This is a genomic window from Limnohabitans sp. Hippo4 (assembly GCF_003063605.1).
Classification (GTDB): domain Bacteria; phylum Pseudomonadota; class Gammaproteobacteria; order Burkholderiales; family Burkholderiaceae_C; genus Limnohabitans_A.
In genome coordinates this window covers 1-15,915 of record NZ_NESE01000012.1, presented here as the reverse complement: position 1 = coordinate 15,915, position 15,915 = coordinate 1, and the positions used below count along the sequence as shown (strand labels likewise).

Below are 15,915 nucleotides of genomic sequence, written 5' to 3'. Positions count from 1 at the left end.
CCGCACCCACCACCAATACCCAATCCCCAACTCGTCTGAGTTGGGGATTTTTTTCGTCCGTTGGTGCGAGTTGCCCCGTGTTGTTGCGGGTTCGTGCGGAAACTTGCGGACTTCGCCCTCTGCGCGGTCAGACCGGTTCTGCGCCTGACTCTCTCTCTTCCGGCCATTTCTCTCAGTACCCCAGGCCCCCGGAAATGGGCCGAAGTCCACAAGGCTCTTTGTCTATGGCCAAGAAGATCAACAACTTACGAGTGGACGAATCGATCGGTTTATTTGCGGCATTGGTAGGTGACCAAAAATCACAACCAAGCGGTTTCGGATGTGGTGGACTGAGAAAGGCAGGAGCCGGCCAGAAGCAGACGCCCACTGACACATTTTTAATGTCGCCTTTGGGTTGGCGGAATGGGTACTTGTGAACGGCCCCGGGTATCAAGGAGGCTGGTTGGCTTAAGTTGATACCTCTGTCGAGGTGCTGGCAGCAGCAAGCTGGCGCCAGTAGTTTGCCTCAGCTTCTGCCGGAGGGATGCCCCCAATCGGCTTGAGCAGTCGGATGTGGTTGAACCAGTGCACCCACTGCAGGTTGGCCAGTTCCACGGATTCCCTGTTTTTCCAGGGTCCCCGGCGGTGAATCAACTCGGCCTTGTACAGCCCGTTGATGGTTTCGGCCAGCGCGTTGTCGTAGGAATCGCCCTTGCTGCCGACCGATGGTTTGATACCGGACTGGTCCAGTCGCTCGGTGTAGCGGATGCTCACGTATTGCGAGCCCCTGTCCGAATGGTGGATCAAATCGTTGGCTGCAGGCTGGCGTTCGTACAAAGCCTGCTCCAGCGCATCCAAAACAAAGTCAGTCTGCATGGTGCGGCTGACTCGCCAGCCCACGATGCGGCGGGCAAACACATCGATGACAAAGGCCACGTACAGCCAGCCCTGCCAAGTACTCACGTAGGTGAAGTCCGACACCCACAGCTGATTGGGTCTGTCGGCCTTGAAGACCCGGTTGACCCGATCGAGCGGGCACGGCACCGAAGCATCCGGTGTCGTGGTCCGCACCGATTTGCCCCTGCGCACGCCTTGCAGCCCCGCCTTGCGCATCAGCCTTTCGACGGTGCAGCGCGCCACCTGGATGCCTTCACGGTTCATTTGCAACCAGACCTTGTCGGCACCATAGACCTGCCAGTTGGCATGCCAGACACGCTGGACGTCAGCCATGAGCTGCTCGTCTCGCTTGGCTCTGGCACTGCGCAACCCAGGATTGCACTTGCGCGCTGCGTGGCGCCAGTAACACGATGGGGCCATCTGCAGCACCTTGCAGATGGTCTCGACCCCGTAGGTGTCACGGTGCAGGTCCACGAATCGTTTCAGTTCTTCAAACGGCGGTCGAGCTCCGCCTGGGCAAAAAACGCACTGGCCAGCTTGAGGATTTCATTGGCCTTGCGCAGCTCGCGATTCTCACGTTCAAGTTCCTTGAGCCGATCTTTGTCTACCGTGGTCGTGCCTTGACGTACCCCGCTGTCAACCTCGTGCTTGCGCATCCATTCGTACAGCGTATGGGGCACACATCCGATCTTGGGTGCCAGCGATTCCACCGCCGCCCACAACGATGGGTATTCCTCTCGGTGCTCCTGCACCATGCGAACGGCCCGCTCGCGGACTTCTGGTGAAAACTTGGGTGACTTGTTCATGGCTCCATTCTCTTAAAGGTTGGAGCCTCCTCGATTCCCGGGGCCGTTCACAGCGCTGTGGAATTGAAACGGCAAGTTTGTTCCACCCGGCACTGTGGCCATGGGACTGGCCCCTTTTTCGGCTTCCTCGGAACTCAGGACAAATCCCCCACCGACCGAGTAGTAGGTCTTCTCAAGTAGTGTGCTTCCGCTAGCATCGAAGGCAGTGAACCTCATTCCATTTGAGTGAAACGCCAGCGTCTGGAGACCACTGAGCATCAGGTCCGCTTCTTCGTCAAGAGCGATTCGATGCGCTCCCTGGAGGAGCAGGGAACTTGAGCCTCGTATGCCCTCCAGAATTGCGGGTACCTGGTCGACATCGACGGTATCGGGCTCGTGACCCGAAAGTCCGAGCAACACCGCCGAGTCAGTGCCATGGCCCTTACCAGTGGCACCCAGCGATCCGAACATCTCGGAAAGGACGCGCGTGACCGAAGTCATAACTCCCTGCTAGGCCAGAGCAAGGGTGAACATGCGTGCCGCGCGCATCGGCCCCACCGTATGTGAACTGGAGGGACCAATACCTACTTTGAAAATTTCGAGAACACTGACTGCCACTTTGATTCCAAGGCTTGAATGACTGCTGACGATCGATCCCGTCGGATCTCCACGGACAAGCGCCGAACACCTGTCATGTTCGCCGCCTCGTCGTCAACCATCTGCTGGATGATCTTTGTATCGACCTGATGCCCATCGTTCATCATGCGATGGTGGACTGTTCCTACCAGCTGGCTGCGGATACGCTGATCGTAGGTCAGGGCCATGGCCGCAAGTTGACGCCTCATGTCTTGGGGCCAGACTTGGTCTTGCCGCAAGCGCTCATCGCAGAAAGTGAATTCCGGAGTGTCCGCCCTGGTTCTCTCCCGTCGCCTGGCGGCAGTCGCCACCTCGTCGATCTGGCCATGCTCATCAAAAACAACCGCATAGACCTGACTGGCCCGTTCGGTTGACAGCATCCCGTTGCGGATTTCGCTGGCAATCGCAGCAAGGTCTCGTTCCATCGGGTCACCGAATCCACCGCCCGTCGGGCTTGTGATCTGGATCACATCACCTCGATTGAGTTCGAGCACGGAGATCTTGCCGATGGAACGTTCATCAGGACGGCCTGGGTTCAGGACAGCAGTGCCTTTGACGCCGTGTTCTCCGCCTCTGAAGCCCCAGGCCGAAAAGACAAAGCGATTCATGTTGCGCACAGTCATGACTGCGCGGTGGGCGGTATTTTCAATCTCCATCTGGAGGGCGGCGCCGCTGACATAGCGACCCGCACGCCGGCTGTCGGGAACGATCCGAATGGCCCGCATGATCATCGCAGTCTCCACCTCAATGATTTCCACAGGAACGCTGCGCTGCGAGTACCGGACTGCTGTTCCATCGACGCCGTCGCGACTGCGACGCGCTCCGCCACCGCCATGAATCGTGTTGATGACGTTCACGCGATCACGCCCGGTGCGCGGATCTGGGGCTGCGACGACAATCACGCCCGCATTGCCCGAGTCGGCGGCAGCGAGTCCCTCCGGCAGGGCCTGGTTGATGCACCCCAGGAGAACGTCGTAGGCACGCGTTGCAGATGCCGCGCGGGATCCGCCGGATGCAGGGAAAACGGCATTCAATACCGTACCGCGCGGCGTGTACGAATAGATGGCACGCAGGATTCCGGCGTTGCGTGGGGTTAACGGGTCCATCGTCAGGATGAACGCGTAAAGGCATTGAACAACATAGGGGTGCGTTGATGCGCCGCTCACCAGGTTGTACGCAGCCGGAAGTTGTGGGTCTGTCCCTGAGAAATCGAGGTGGATCTCTCCCTTGCTTACGGTCATCCGCGCCGAGAAGAAAGCAATCTGGCGGTCATTGATTCCCTCCAAGTAGTCGGAGAAGTCGTAGACGCCGTCCGGGATGGATGCAATGGCTGTGCGAGCCTTGGATTCCGCGTAGGAAATGACATCCTGCATCGCCTGCTCAACGGCTTGACCGCCATATCGGCCACACAACTCATTGACTCGACGGTCAATGCTCTTGAGGCCGGAGATCATGGCCTGGATGTCTCCCCATACTTCGCCGGGGATGCGACTGTTGTCGGCAAGAATCGCCTTGACCGTGGTGTTGAGCACGCCGCCCTCATAGAGCTTGACGGGCCTGAGTCTGAGCCCCTCCTGGAATACTTCAGTGAAGGCGGGAGAAATGCTGCCCGGCACGGCTCCGCCGATATCCGACGCATGCACGAAGGCCCAGCCAATGGCAATCAACCGATCATCCCGAAAAATCGGATAAAGCAGCGTGATGTCCATCAGGTGCGTAACCAGGCCGTCTGTTGTGAACGGGTCATTGGTGATCACGATGTCGCCCGGCTTCAGGTTTTCTCGCCCGATGGCGTCAAGGGTCGGCTTCAGAGGCGAGCCGACAAAGACATTCACCCCCGAGAGCATGGGATAGGCAAACATGTCGCCATCGACGGTCGCGACTGCGCACTGATAGTCTTGGACAAGCTTGACGAACGTTGTATGAGCGGTGCGGTACACCGCTGCAGACGCTTCTTCAACAATCGCGTTAAAGCGATTGCTCATAATGGCGGTACGAACTGCATCCATGGGTCAACTCCGGGTCATGAGAATGGTGCCGTAGGCGCCCACGCGGGCCACAAAGCCGGGTGGCACTACGAGGGTGGCGTCAGATTGCTCGATCACGGCGGGACCGGGCACTTCGTCGGAATGGGTGAGGCGAGACCTCTCAAAGACAGGCGCCTCAGGAAAAATCTCTCCCTGGAAACGCATCGACCGCGAGCCCTTGAATGCATCCCCGACGGCCGATGAAGATGGTGCAGCGGGCTCTGGTATCGACATGGCCCCCCGGATCCGGACGCGCAGGTCGACAAATTCAACTGGCGCTTCGGGATCGCAGTGGTTGTAAATTCGCTCGTGCTCCTTATGGAAGATCGCATGCATTGCGCTGAGGTCTGCAGACTCGACCGCAGAATCCGGCAAGCGCACATCGACCTGGAAGGACTGGCCGGTGTAGCGCATCTCGGCCCAGCACTCGAAGCCGGTCGATACCAAGCGCTCAGGCGGTGCCTGCCGGGACAGCCATTCACCTGCCTCCTGGCGAAGTGCTTTGTACTTTTCGGAGAGTGCGGTCCCATCCACACGTTGCCCATGCACCGTTTCCATCACGTCGTGACTGAGTTCGGAGACAAGCCCGCCGAATGCGCAGAATGTTGAAGGGCTTGTGGGCACAAGCACGCGATTGATGCCGAGTTCAGCGGCAAGGAGGGGGCCGTGAATGCCGCCACCGCCGCCGTACACGAGCAGTGTCAGGTCTTCGGGGTCGACCCCCTGGCGCGCCAGGTAGGGAAGCACGCCAGCCACCATGTTTGAACTCGCTACCGCCACGCACATATCGGCCGCGCCGAATACATCAGCCTTCAGCCCACTGGCGACGGGAGCCATCGCACGCTCAGAGGCAGTTCGATCAAGCCCCATCTTCCCGCCCAGGAGAGCTTCAGGAAGATATCCGGCTAGCAGGTAGGCATCAGTCAGCGTGGGTGCCGTTCCGCCGCGAGAAAAACAGGCTGGCCCCGGATACGAACCCGCGCTTTGCGGCCCAATCCGCAGCACACCATCATCGATCATGGCGATGGATCCTCCGCCCGCACCGATAGCCTCGATGCCTGTGACCGGCATCACGACAGGGAAGTCGCCGACCTCGGCGGCATTCGATGTCATGGCTTGGCCATCTCGCAGCAGCGAGATATCGGTACTCGTACCGCCCATGTCCATCGTGAGGATGTTGCGCTCACCAGCCGCTCGGGCTAGGTATTGGACGGCGGTGACGCCAGAGGCCGGACCGGAAAGCAGCGTGTGCACCGGGAAGCGCCGCGCTTCAGCGGCCGCCATGGCGCCGCCGTTGGAGCGCGTGACAAACAACTGCGAACCCGGCAGCCGGCTCTCAACATACCGCTCAACGGCGCCGATGTATTCATTCATGCGCTTTCTAACAAACGCGTTGAGCACGCTCACGATCGCCCGCTCATACTCACCGACACGCGGCCAGATTTCGCTGGAAAGACTGACTTCCGCATCGGCACCCACCACGGTGCGAATGGCTTCTTCGACAGCCCGTTCGTGCGCTGGATTGGCGTAGCTGTGAAGCAGTGCCACCGCGTAACCGTTCGCGCCTGCATCCTTGGCCTGCTTGACCAGTTCCTGAATCGCCTCTTGACGAATTGGGGTTCGAACCGTCCCCCCGTGCAAAAGCCGCTCGTCCACCTCAAAGACCATCGCGCGTTCCACCAGTGGCTTGGTCCGCGTCTCAAAGATGTTCAGCGGATTGCGAACCCCCATTCGCTGTAGCTCCAGCAGGTCGCGGTAGCCTTTGGTCACGATGAAAGCGACCTTCGGCCCCTTGCGCTCGATCACGGCATTCGTGCTCACGGTCGTGCCGTGCATGACGACCGCCGGCTCGCCGTCCTGGGGTCCCAATCGCTCTAGCAATAACTCGAAGCCCTGGCGAAAGCCCTCCTCGAAAGCCGGAGGCGTAGAGGGAACCTTCAAGCTGATGACTTCAGTGCCACTGCCTTCTCGCCACCCACAGAAGTCTGTGAAGGTGCCGCCTATGTCAACGCCGATGCGAATCATTGTAAAAATCCTTTAGTCGTTTCTCAGTGCAGAAGCTCTAACGCCAGGCTACGCAAGGGATCTTTGCCAGGCCGTTGATATCACCGGAACCTGAAGATCTATTGCGGCCATAGCCCATGCTCATGACTCGGTCGTGTTGATGTAGTTCTCCCAGTAAGGAGCGCGATTCACGCCGATCAATCAAGCAGGTCTGATTTTTCCTGCCGCCATCCCATCAAGCAAATCAATATTCAAGACCGGCCAATAAGTCACATTTATTTGCATGACGACCTCTCACTGCGGGAAAGAGACGCAAGCAGACAATCTGCCTACGTTGGTTGAGCAAAGGTGATGAGGTTGCGGCGTCTACGCCCAACAGATCAGCTTAGGAGATTGGCACGACCATGTGCCTGGAAGGCTGCATGCCGCCTGACGCTGCAAGGTGGGCCGGAGGCATTCGCTTGGCCTTCTGGAGCCATCGGCGGCATGCGCCCCAATATCTCCAGAAACCAGCAAGTAGGCTCAAGCTGTGTGATCAGCCTTGCATGCCATGAGCACTTCCGGCTTCACTACACAAACGATCACTCCATGGTCTTTGCCGCGCCTGCGGCATCAACTGCAGCCTTCCAGCGGGCCGACTCGGTCTGGAGGAAAGTGGCAAAGCGCTCCCGCGGCAAATCCATCGGGGTCAGCCCCATCTCAAGCAGACGCTTGCGCACATCTGATTCTTTGACGATAGAGTCCATCGCATTCCTCAGGCGGAAGACGATCTGGTCCGGTGTCTTGGCCGGCACCACCAACAAGATGTAGCCCTGCAGGTTGAAGTCTTTGACGCCTTGCTCCTGGAGAGTCGGAACGTCCGGAAGCGATGGAATCCGCTCGGCTGTACTCACACCCAACGCCTTGATCGTGCCTTCGGCAATCATGCCCCTCACAACGGGCACGGTGTCCGACATGAAGTCGATGACGCCGCCTCGCAGATCAGTGATTGCCGCCGCACCGCCTCGGTAGGGGACGTGTTCGGCCTTGACACCCGTTTGCTTCAGCATTTGGGCCACGATGAGTTGCGGCACCGTTCCCACGCCGGATGAGCCGTAACTCAGTGTGGCGCCGGGCTTCTTGGCGTAGGCCAGAAACTCCTGGAAGTTCTTGACAGGCAGGTCCTTTTTCGCGACGAGCACCTGCGGCGCCCAGGCGATGGCGCCGACCACCACGAAATCGTTAACCGGGTCATACGGGAGGGGTCTCACAGTTGTCCAGGGACCAACACTGAGGGGGCCGGGCGCACCGATGGCCAGGGTGTAACCGTCTGCAGGCTGTTTGGCCGCATAGGCGGTGCCGAGTGTCCCGCTTGCACCCGCACGGTTTTCGACGATCACCGGTTGACCAAGCTGCGCTGCCAGTTTTTCACCGATCAGTCGAGCTGCAACGTCTGAGGAGTTTGCTGCTGGGTAAGGCACCACGATCTTGATGGCGCGATCCGGCCATTGCGCATGTGCGCTAAAGACGGCGCCAACAGCTATGCAAATTCCCAGAAGATTTTTGAGATACCGATTCATTCATTTCTCCGATTCATTTGGACACCCCGCTGATGTCACCCTTTATGCCGCAACCAACTGCTTTTTTGGGGTAATTTCAGTGGACTTGGAAGCCGAATCGATTGTCTTTCGAAACCGTGAAATAAGCCCATCAAAAGATCCGGCCGGTCTATAAGTCCCTTTGATAGGGCAGTCCTGTCTGCCGGCACAGGCTAGTTTTTTAGGCTGACCCGAAGGGATTCGACAAGGGCTTGCGCCGCTCGATTTGGGTGCTGCATCAACGGAACAATGGCTCCGATTTCAAAATTTTGTATGGGATCGAGAGGTAGCGTAATCAGACCTGCCCGTTGATGTTCAGGCAAGCTGATGCTGGTGACGATCGTCACACCCAGGCCAGCACGAACCAGCTCGATGGCAGCCCCCGCATCACCGACCTCAATCACGAACTTTGGACTGACGCCCGCCGTGGCAAACCAGTTTTCGACCATCGGCCGGATCACGCCCCCAGGTTTGATCCCGACGACAGGTATGCCATCAAGGTCAGCGGGCGAGACATTCACTCCGCCATGAAGGAAGCCAGGCGCGGACGCGACACACAGGAGCTCGCTGTCGAATAGCTTCGTCGCAATAGCCCCTTCCATTACCGGCGGCAACGAAAGAATACCCAAATCCGCTTGGGCAGAGCTGATCCGATGCATGATGGTCAGCCGATGGTCCACATCGACATCCAGTTTTAGCCCCGGATGAGCGACTGCAAATTGCCCGATCGCATTCATGATGCGGCCGCTCGCAAGAGCCTGTGTGAGGAGGACGCGAACAGTAGCCCGCTCATGGTTGGCGATCTGTTGCGCGGCAGCCTTGATGCCATCCAGGCCGTCGTAGAGCCTGTTGACCTCTGCCATGAGTTGCAGAGCCTCCGGCGTCGGTGTCAGCTTGCCACCGCGTCGACTGAAAAGCTCGAACCCCACCTCTTTTTCGAGACCACTGATCAGGTAGCTAATAGCGGGTTGCGTGATCGCCATCGCCGAACTGGCGCGCACCATGCTTCCCTCGCGCATGACGGAGCGGAACGCCTCGATTTGTCTCAACTTGAGTACCACGGCATTGCCCCGACAATGAATTCAAATTACGACGCTAGAGACTCGCACACGAGACAGGAGTCCTTCGACGGACGATGATGCGAGTTCCAGATGAACGACCAAATCATTGCCCGCTAGAAAATCCTCTCCAACGATCAGTTCTGCCATGCTGATCATGGCCTGCGTGTAGGGCATATTGACGTTGGCCACACGTCCAAGTGCCAGGAGGAATACGAGCCCATATGGCACGTCTTCCGACAGGTATCGGGTATCGATCCGGGTCGGCCCGGGCGGTCCGCCACGCTTCTTATGCAGCTCGGCGGCTATGTCCTCTAGACGATCCCCTTCGGCCTTGAACGATTGCGAGAAGTGTTTCTTGACGCTGCGCACCTCGATACCGAATGCACCGGCAACGGCCAGGCGTTCAGCGTCGATGGCCTCAATGGCGGAGGACACGCGAGGCGTCATGTAGTGATACTGGGGCCAGTTTTCTGCTCGCTCAATCCTCGTCCAATTGAACAATGCGAGCGGCACGTGTGTGATAGCGCTGGTATTCGCAAGGCTTGAGACAAGCGGGTCTTTTTCCTCGTTGAACCCGTCGCCAAACAGCGCCTCACAAGCAGCGAGCGCCTGAGGTGCGGCCGTCTGTGGCAGACATGAGATCGCGACCTGGCTACGCCGAGTCATGATGTTCACCTGAGTCGGCCCCTTGCGCCGCGCCGTGAGAGCGGTCGTGCCGAAGCTCGCAACACAAAGGTCAATGCCGCGCGCGACGGCGCGCTCATACAAGTACAGCGACGACAACGATCCCATTGAGCTGACAATCACCAGATGTCCGGAACGCAGATTCGGCAACAGTGCGTCCATCACTGCCTTATGGGCATTGAGTGGAACAGCAATCAGGATCACGTCGGCCTGATCCGCCAGCGTCTGCGCGCTATCGGAGACCCCCACGGCAAGCGTCGCTTCCAATGCGCCCGTTGCGCTCAACGGCTCGTTTCGCAGCGCATTTGCGCTACCACTAGGTGCCCACACTGAAACCCCATGACCGCGATGGGCGGCCCAGGCCGCACTCGCCAAGCCAATGCCCCCGGCACCTACAATTCCTACTTTGATCCGATTCACTTTTCTTCCATCTTCGTTTCGCATACGCTCAGCCCTTTCGGCTTTTAGGGATTCACCCACCGAGCGGCACAAGAAAATCCCGAGCCAGCGCCGTGTGCCGTGCCCCGGATGAAAACAGCGGCAGCGGGAGATGATGGGGCCCCCGACTTGCCTGCATCAGTCTGCTGTGATGTTGTTTTGACGGACAACGGCGCCCCAGCGCGCGTTTTCCGACTGGACCAGGCGGTCGAAGTTTTCCATAGTCGTCGGGTCGACATCGCACCCGATATCGGCAAGCTGTTTGATGACCTTCGGGTCCTTCACTGCGGCAGTGAACTCCTCATGGATCTTCTTGGCAATGGCAGGCGGCAGCTTCGCAGGCGCCATCACGCCAATCCAGGTCGTGACCTCGGCGGCAGGAATGCCGGCTTCGGCCATCGTCGGCACGTTGGGCAACAGGGGCGAGCGCTTGGGGCTGGTGATGGCGAGCGCACGAATCTTGCCGGACTGCACATGGGTGGCCATCGTGGCGAAGTTGCCGATCATCATTTGGATCTGGCCGCCAATCAGGTCCATCTCCGATGCCGGAACGCTCTTGTAGGGCACGTGGGTGATCTTGATGCCCGCGCTCGAGCGGAAAAGCTCCGTCGCCACATGCAGGGCTGATCCGTTACCGGAGGAACCATAGTTCAACTCGGTGGGCCGGGCCTTGGCGCGGGCGACCAGTTCGGACACCGAGTTCACCGGCAGGCTCTGCGTCACCCCCAGGAGGTAAGGGCTGGTGCACAGCTTGGCGATGTTGGTGAAATCTTCTGCGGGTTTGTAGGGAAGGCGGGGAAGCACATGGTTGGACATCACGTAGGTCGACATGGTCGCCTGACCCAAGGTGTAACCGTCCGGTGTGGCTTTCGCCGTCGCGTCATTGGCGATCGTCCCGGTGGCCCCCGGACGGTTATCGATGACGATCGGCTGTCCCCAGCGCGCGCTCACCGCATTGGCAACGATGCGGGCGATGGCATCGGCCGCGCCGCCCGCAGCCCCCGGGATGATCCATCGGACGGGCTTTTCAGGGTACGCCGCGTGCACCGTCTGGAGCGTACCGGCGAAGCAAAGTACCAGCAAGGCGCTCTTACGTCGCATGGTCGAGATGTTCAGTCGCATAAATATTTCCTTTACGAATGGTGAGGGACAAGCCCCTCTTGTCTTGATACCCGCCCTGAAGCCTTGGGCCTGTGCAGCAGGCCCTCACTGAGACGACCACGTGGTTTGCCGTGTTCATGCCTATTGCTCGTCCATGTTCAACGTTGCCAGTTCCGCAAGCGTCACCGGCTTGAGCGGCGGCCGGATGCGATAAAACCCCACCTCGGCGACCGTTCGGCCTTGCTCCTGGGCAAGGATGTGCGCGACGGTGTAGCCGCATTGACGGCCTTGGCAGGGTCCCATGCCCGCACGGGTATATGCCTTAAGCTGGTTCGGACCGGGCTGACCGATGGCAGCGGCTTTGCGGATGTCGCCGGCCGTTAGTTCCTCGCACCGGCAGACGATGGTGTCGTCGGTTGGCGTGGCGATGTTTGCGCGCGGTGGGTACAGGGCGTCCAGCATGGGGCGCAGTCGCAATAACTTCTTCAGTTTTTCGCGAAGGGGGGCCGCTTGCACCGACGCTGCCTCTCCCGACAGGCGGCCAGCTCGCTGAGCTACTCCAAGCGCCACCAGCTCCCCGCGTACACAGGCTGCATAGGCGCCGCCAATCCCGGCGCCGTCGCCAGCCACGTAAATGCCTGGCTTGTCGGTTTGCCCCCATTCGTCGAGAACCGGCGCCAGACACGCCTGCTGCGAGCTCCACTCGTGGGCACACCCGAGCGCCTGCGTCATGTGAATCGAAGGCACGACGCCTTCATGGGACAGAAGCAAGCTGGCCGGCACGCGCATGGTTTTGCCATTGGCCTGGATGTATTCAATCTCCTGCAGGCGATCCTGGCCCAGGGCACGGACAGCCGTGACGCCGCGCACGCGCTTGACTCCGGCGGCTTGAATTTCCCGCATCCAGGCCAACCCCTTGAGGAGGTCCTTAGAGCTGGCCATGGCCGCACCGATCCAGGGCAACGCACGGCGCCAGCCGCCAGCGGGCGACGTATCCAACCACCCGGCGATCTTGCCGCCAGCTCGGACCAATTGAGCCATGTAAAGCAGGGGTAGTGGCCCGCTGCCAACGACCCAGACGGGCTCCGAGGGGATTTGTCGCGATGTCTTGAGCAGAATCTGGGCCGATCCGACGGTCATGACACCAGGCAAAGTCCAACCCGGGAATGGCGCGGGTCGCTCCTGCGCGCCCATTGTCAAGATCACGTGGCCGGCGGCCACCGATTCCGCCTGACCGCTGCGGGTCATGTAGACCTTCCATTCGGGCTCAACCTGCCAAACCCTGGTCTCAGGCTCATAGCTGGCGCCACAGGATCGAAAGCGCGAGGTGAGATCAGCACCGGCAAGGTACTCCTTGCCCAACAGGGCGCCAGTTGTTGTCGGTGCCACCGCCTCCACTGCACGCCAGATCTGCCCGCCAGGCGTCGGCTGCTCGTCCACGACCAGAACGGACAGGCCCTGAGCCCGCAGTCCAATCGCTGCGCTCATTCCGGCCGGGCCCGCGCCCACCACCACCGCATTAAAGGATCTCATGACGCCACCTTCGGCCGGCCGAGTTGACGCTCAACGCACATGCCTTCGGCGACCGGGACCAGACAGGTCTGGGTTGACGACGCACCGTCGACGATTGCCAGGCAGTCGAAGCACACGCCCATCATGCAAAACGGTGCACGCGAACTGCCGTGAACGGGCGTGTGGCGGCAGCTGGGATCCGCCTGACGCATCATCACGGATGCCACCGTTTCACCGCGCTCGGCAGTGACTGACTTCCCATCAATGGAGAGCGTCAGCGGTGGTGTGCTGGGGGGACTGATTTTTCGAAACATTGAATCGCTCGAGAGGAAAGGCATTGAGAGTCTGGAGATGACGGCCGCTGGCCAGTGCCTGCGCGTAGGGGCCAGCGTGGAATGACGCGAGCGTCACCCCAGAGTGGCAAGTTGCGATCTCCGCGCCTGGGTACATCTGGGAGCTGGCATAGACGGGGTACCCATCCGGCGTCATCACTCGCAGGCAGGACCATTGGCGCACCAGGCGCGCTTTGCCCAATTCAGGGAGGATGCGAAGTGCTTTTCGGGTCATCCTCACAGCTGCGGCGGAAGTGGTACTTAGGTCATACCCCACGTCCTCCTGAGTCACGCCGATCATCACTGTGCCCTCGCCGGTTTGACGCAGCCCGCTTGCGGGTACAGGCAGAACAGGCGCCAGGCGCTCGGTCACGAGGATCTGTCCTCGCTCGGGATGCAAGGGGACGTCCAGTCCGATCATTCTCCCGAGCGCCACCGACCCAAGGCCGGCAGCGATCACGACACGTTCGGCTCGGGCCGTTTGCTCACTGGTCTTAACCTCAAAGCCGCCGCCTGCCAAGGGCTTGATCGAGGTCACAGGGTGCCCGTTGCGCACCATGCCGCCCCGGCGCTGGAAGGCGGCTTGGAGCGCAGCCAGGAGTCGAAGCGGGTTCGCCTGACCGTCCTGCTCCCCCAGGCTCGCGCCCACGACGTCAGGGCCGAGTCGCATCGTGGGGTAACGACGCGCCAGTTCGCTGCGATCAAGAATCCGCACGGAGGGGGCCAGTTCTGGCGTCTCAGCTTCCCAAGCATCCAGCATCTTGGCGCGAGCAGACAACTCGTCGTCGCTCAGGCAGAACTTCAGACCGGAGCCGGTTTGGTAGTCAAGTGAAATTCCCGTCTCTGCCTCCAGTCCCGCAGCAAACTCCGGCCATGCATCAGCTGCCGCCGCCGACAGCCGGTGGTACTCGGGGTAGCGGTAACCCTTTCCTTGGACCCAGACCAAGCCGAAGTTGGCCTTTGCCGCCCGGTAGTCCCTGTCGGCCCCATCGAGCATCAAGACCCGCTTGTCGTACCCGGCCAGGCCGTATGCAATGGCGGCACCCACGATTCCGGCGCCCGCAACGATCACGTCATATTCACGCTGCATGTTCAAAGACCTTTCTTCTTCGGGGCGATGCGCAGGCTGCGCGCGGTCCCCGCAGTGCCAGAACCACCAGGGTTCAGCAGCGCCGTCAAGTGGATCGCCTGGGGTGAATGGAAATGAGGATTCATTGACCGAGAGGTGAGTTGCGATGGCTGCGAACCGTCTGACGTTTGCTTCAACATAGCCTTCATCGTAAGCAAGATCACCTCAGGTCGCCAGGGTAAAAACCATAGTCAATGTTTTTATGCAATACCTCTTTGCTTCGATGCTAAATCATTGTTTTTATTTAACATTTTATCTAGAAAATGTCATTAAAATAGCATCTTGAAATAAAACCATGTCTAAATACTATGAGCATGAAAATCACGCTGCGCCACTTGGAGGCTTTTCGGGCGGTCATGGTGCGCAGGACCGTCACCGGTGCCGCCGAGATGCTTGGGGTGACTCAACCCGTCGTCACCCGCCTGATTGCCGACCTGGAGCAGCGCATCGCGATTGCGCTGTTTACCCGAGACAAGGGACGCCTCGCTCCAACGCCAGAGGCCACACTGCTTTTTGCCGACGTCAATCAGTCATTGATGGAGATCGAGCGGATCGCGAATGCGGCAAGCGGCATCAAGGCACTGAAGCTGGGCCACCTGGAGATCGCCGCGGCCCCCAACATGGCCTTGTCCTTCCTGCCACGCGCCATCGCCAGCTTCAGCCTGGAGCGTCCAGAGACCTTAATCACAATGCACATGCATAGCTCTTCAACCGTTCTGGATATGGTCCAGAGCGGACGCTGCCATCTGGGATTCGCCATGGTGCCCGTTCATGCGACGAGGCATGGCAATAGTGAGACCCTTGTTTCGGCCAAGATGGTTGGAGTGATTCCTGTCGGGCATCGACTGGCGACCCGCAAGGTCCTGAACCCGGAAGATTTCGAGGGAGAAAGCTTCATCTCCATGGCGCCGCTGATGGAGACACGCATGAAGATCGACTCCTTGATGCTTTCCTACGGCGTGAACAGAAGGATCAATGTCGAAACGCAAATCTCGTCAGTCGTGATCCGATTAGTCGAAGCGGGCGCAGGAATTTCTATCATCGATCCGCTGACGGCCACTGGCTACACCGGTGACCAGGTCAGGTTCATCCCCTTCAAGCCAGATATCGTGACCGATTACTCGATGGTCATCTCACCGAGAAACTCCTCGACCCTGGTTCTCAAGCCTTTCATCGACCACGCGCGGCGTGAGATCCGCAAGATGGTGCCCACGCATCTGATCGTCCGAGGTTGACGAGCCGCACTTCGTGCAATTGCGTGATTTCCAGCTTGCTGAGAGCGGCTTGGCCGTCCGGTCTTCAGGTGCTTTCTCTGGTTGACTACAGCGCGTACCGCTGCACAACGTTCATTGCGAAGACATACCGATTTACGGGCGGGAGGGGGCAGGTCAAACGGGCGAGACCATCAACAAAGTCAGCGACGACATCAGCATTTCCTCGAAAGGGACCACTTACACGAGAACTGGCTCCACGGTGGTCGGTAGCGATGGGAGCTTGTTTACCAGTATGGGAGGTTCAACGAGTTCCGACGGCAGCTTCCGCATGGGAGACTTTGCGACCGGTAGAGGCGCCACTTTCGAAGATGACGACTCGAAATGGTGACTTGAACGGATTCGGAATCCTGCGGACAAATGAGGGTGAGACCTAAACAGGTCCAGACTTCCGCTACTATCCGCAGGACTTGGATGCGTCAGGTAAGGTTTAGCAGGCCTACACTTGCACGGAATTGAACCCGGGTCCGCAGCCACCACCA

At 59.5% G+C, this 15,915-nt stretch carries 11 protein-coding genes, 1 pseudogene and 1 other annotated feature; of the genes and pseudogenes, 1 reads left to right on the top strand and 11 read right to left on the bottom strand.

Annotated features, from left to right (window positions below; all coding sequences use genetic code 11):
* Positions 1 to 447: 447 nt before the first annotated feature.
* The 11 genes and pseudogenes from B9Z46_RS14935 to B9Z46_RS14885 form a co-directional block, all read right to left on the bottom strand.
* Positions 448 to 1,682, bottom strand: a protein-coding gene (locus B9Z46_RS14935) for an IS3 family transposase (protein ID WP_108256925.1) whose coding sequence is annotated in 2 segments (ribosomal slippage) — positions 448 to 1,400 and positions 1,400 to 1,682 — 1,236 coding nt in all. Because the reading frame shifts where the segments join, the coding sequence is not laid out codon by codon here.
* Positions 1,288 to 1,404: a sequence feature (AL1L pseudoknot), on the bottom strand. Its footprint overlaps the gene before it by 117 nt.
* A 12-nt stretch (positions 1,683 to 1,694) precedes the next feature.
* A pseudogene (locus tag B9Z46_RS14930) lies at positions 1,695 to 2,210 on the bottom strand (serine dehydratase beta chain).
* A gap of 35 nt (positions 2,211 to 2,245) precedes the next feature.
* Complete coding sequence (locus B9Z46_RS14925) at positions 2,246 to 4,306, bottom strand: hydantoinase B/oxoprolinase family protein (RefSeq protein WP_108257376.1); 2,061 nt, start codon at positions 4,304 to 4,306, stop codon at positions 2,246 to 2,248.
* A gap of 3 nt (positions 4,307 to 4,309) precedes the next feature.
* Positions 4,310 to 6,349 (bottom strand): hydantoinase/oxoprolinase family protein, encoded by a 2,040-nt coding sequence (locus tag B9Z46_RS14920; protein ID WP_108256927.1) that lies wholly within the window; start codon positions 6,347 to 6,349, stop codon positions 4,310 to 4,312.
* Between the two features lie 560 nt (positions 6,350 to 6,909).
* The gene (locus B9Z46_RS14915) at positions 6,910 to 7,887 is read right to left on the bottom strand and encodes a tripartite tricarboxylate transporter substrate binding protein (RefSeq protein ID WP_055361506.1); all 978 of its coding nucleotides are present in this window, start codon (positions 7,885 to 7,887) and stop codon (positions 6,910 to 6,912) included.
* A 191-nt stretch (positions 7,888 to 8,078) separates the two neighbouring features.
* On the bottom strand, positions 8,079 to 8,966 hold the full coding sequence (locus B9Z46_RS14910) for a LysR family transcriptional regulator (protein ID WP_108256929.1): 888 nt from the start codon (positions 8,964 to 8,966) through the stop codon (positions 8,079 to 8,081).
* Between the two features lie 21 nt (positions 8,967 to 8,987).
* Positions 8,988 to 10,130 (bottom strand): NAD/NADP octopine/nopaline dehydrogenase family protein, encoded by a 1,143-nt coding sequence (locus tag B9Z46_RS14905; protein ID WP_255416935.1) that lies wholly within the window; start codon positions 10,128 to 10,130, stop codon positions 8,988 to 8,990.
* A gap of 96 nt (positions 10,131 to 10,226) precedes the next feature.
* Positions 10,227 to 11,210 (bottom strand): tripartite tricarboxylate transporter substrate binding protein, encoded by a 984-nt coding sequence (locus B9Z46_RS14900; RefSeq protein WP_108256931.1) that lies wholly within the window; start codon positions 11,208 to 11,210, stop codon positions 10,227 to 10,229.
* A gap of 120 nt (positions 11,211 to 11,330) precedes the next feature.
* A complete protein-coding gene (locus B9Z46_RS14895; RefSeq protein ID WP_108256933.1) occupies positions 11,331 to 12,722 on the bottom strand; it encodes an NAD(P)/FAD-dependent oxidoreductase in 1,392 nt (463 codons plus the stop codon).
* Complete coding sequence (locus tag B9Z46_RS14890; protein WP_013518717.1) at positions 12,719 to 13,015, bottom strand: (2Fe-2S)-binding protein; 297 nt, start codon at positions 13,013 to 13,015, stop codon at positions 12,719 to 12,721. Before B9Z46_RS14890 ends, B9Z46_RS14895 begins: the two co-directional genes overlap by 4 nt.
* On the bottom strand, positions 12,963 to 14,123 hold the full coding sequence (locus B9Z46_RS14885) for an FAD-binding oxidoreductase (protein WP_055361514.1): 1,161 nt from the start codon (positions 14,121 to 14,123) through the stop codon (positions 12,963 to 12,965). The genes B9Z46_RS14890 and B9Z46_RS14885 overlap by 53 nt, the downstream gene beginning before the upstream one ends.
* A gap of 353 nt (positions 14,124 to 14,476) precedes the next feature.
* Between B9Z46_RS14885 and B9Z46_RS14875 the strand changes: the two genes are divergently transcribed.
* A complete protein-coding gene (locus B9Z46_RS14875; protein ID WP_233246012.1) occupies positions 14,477 to 15,397 on the top strand; it encodes a LysR substrate-binding domain-containing protein in 921 nt (306 codons plus the stop codon).
* Positions 15,398 to 15,915: the final 518 nt, after the last annotated feature.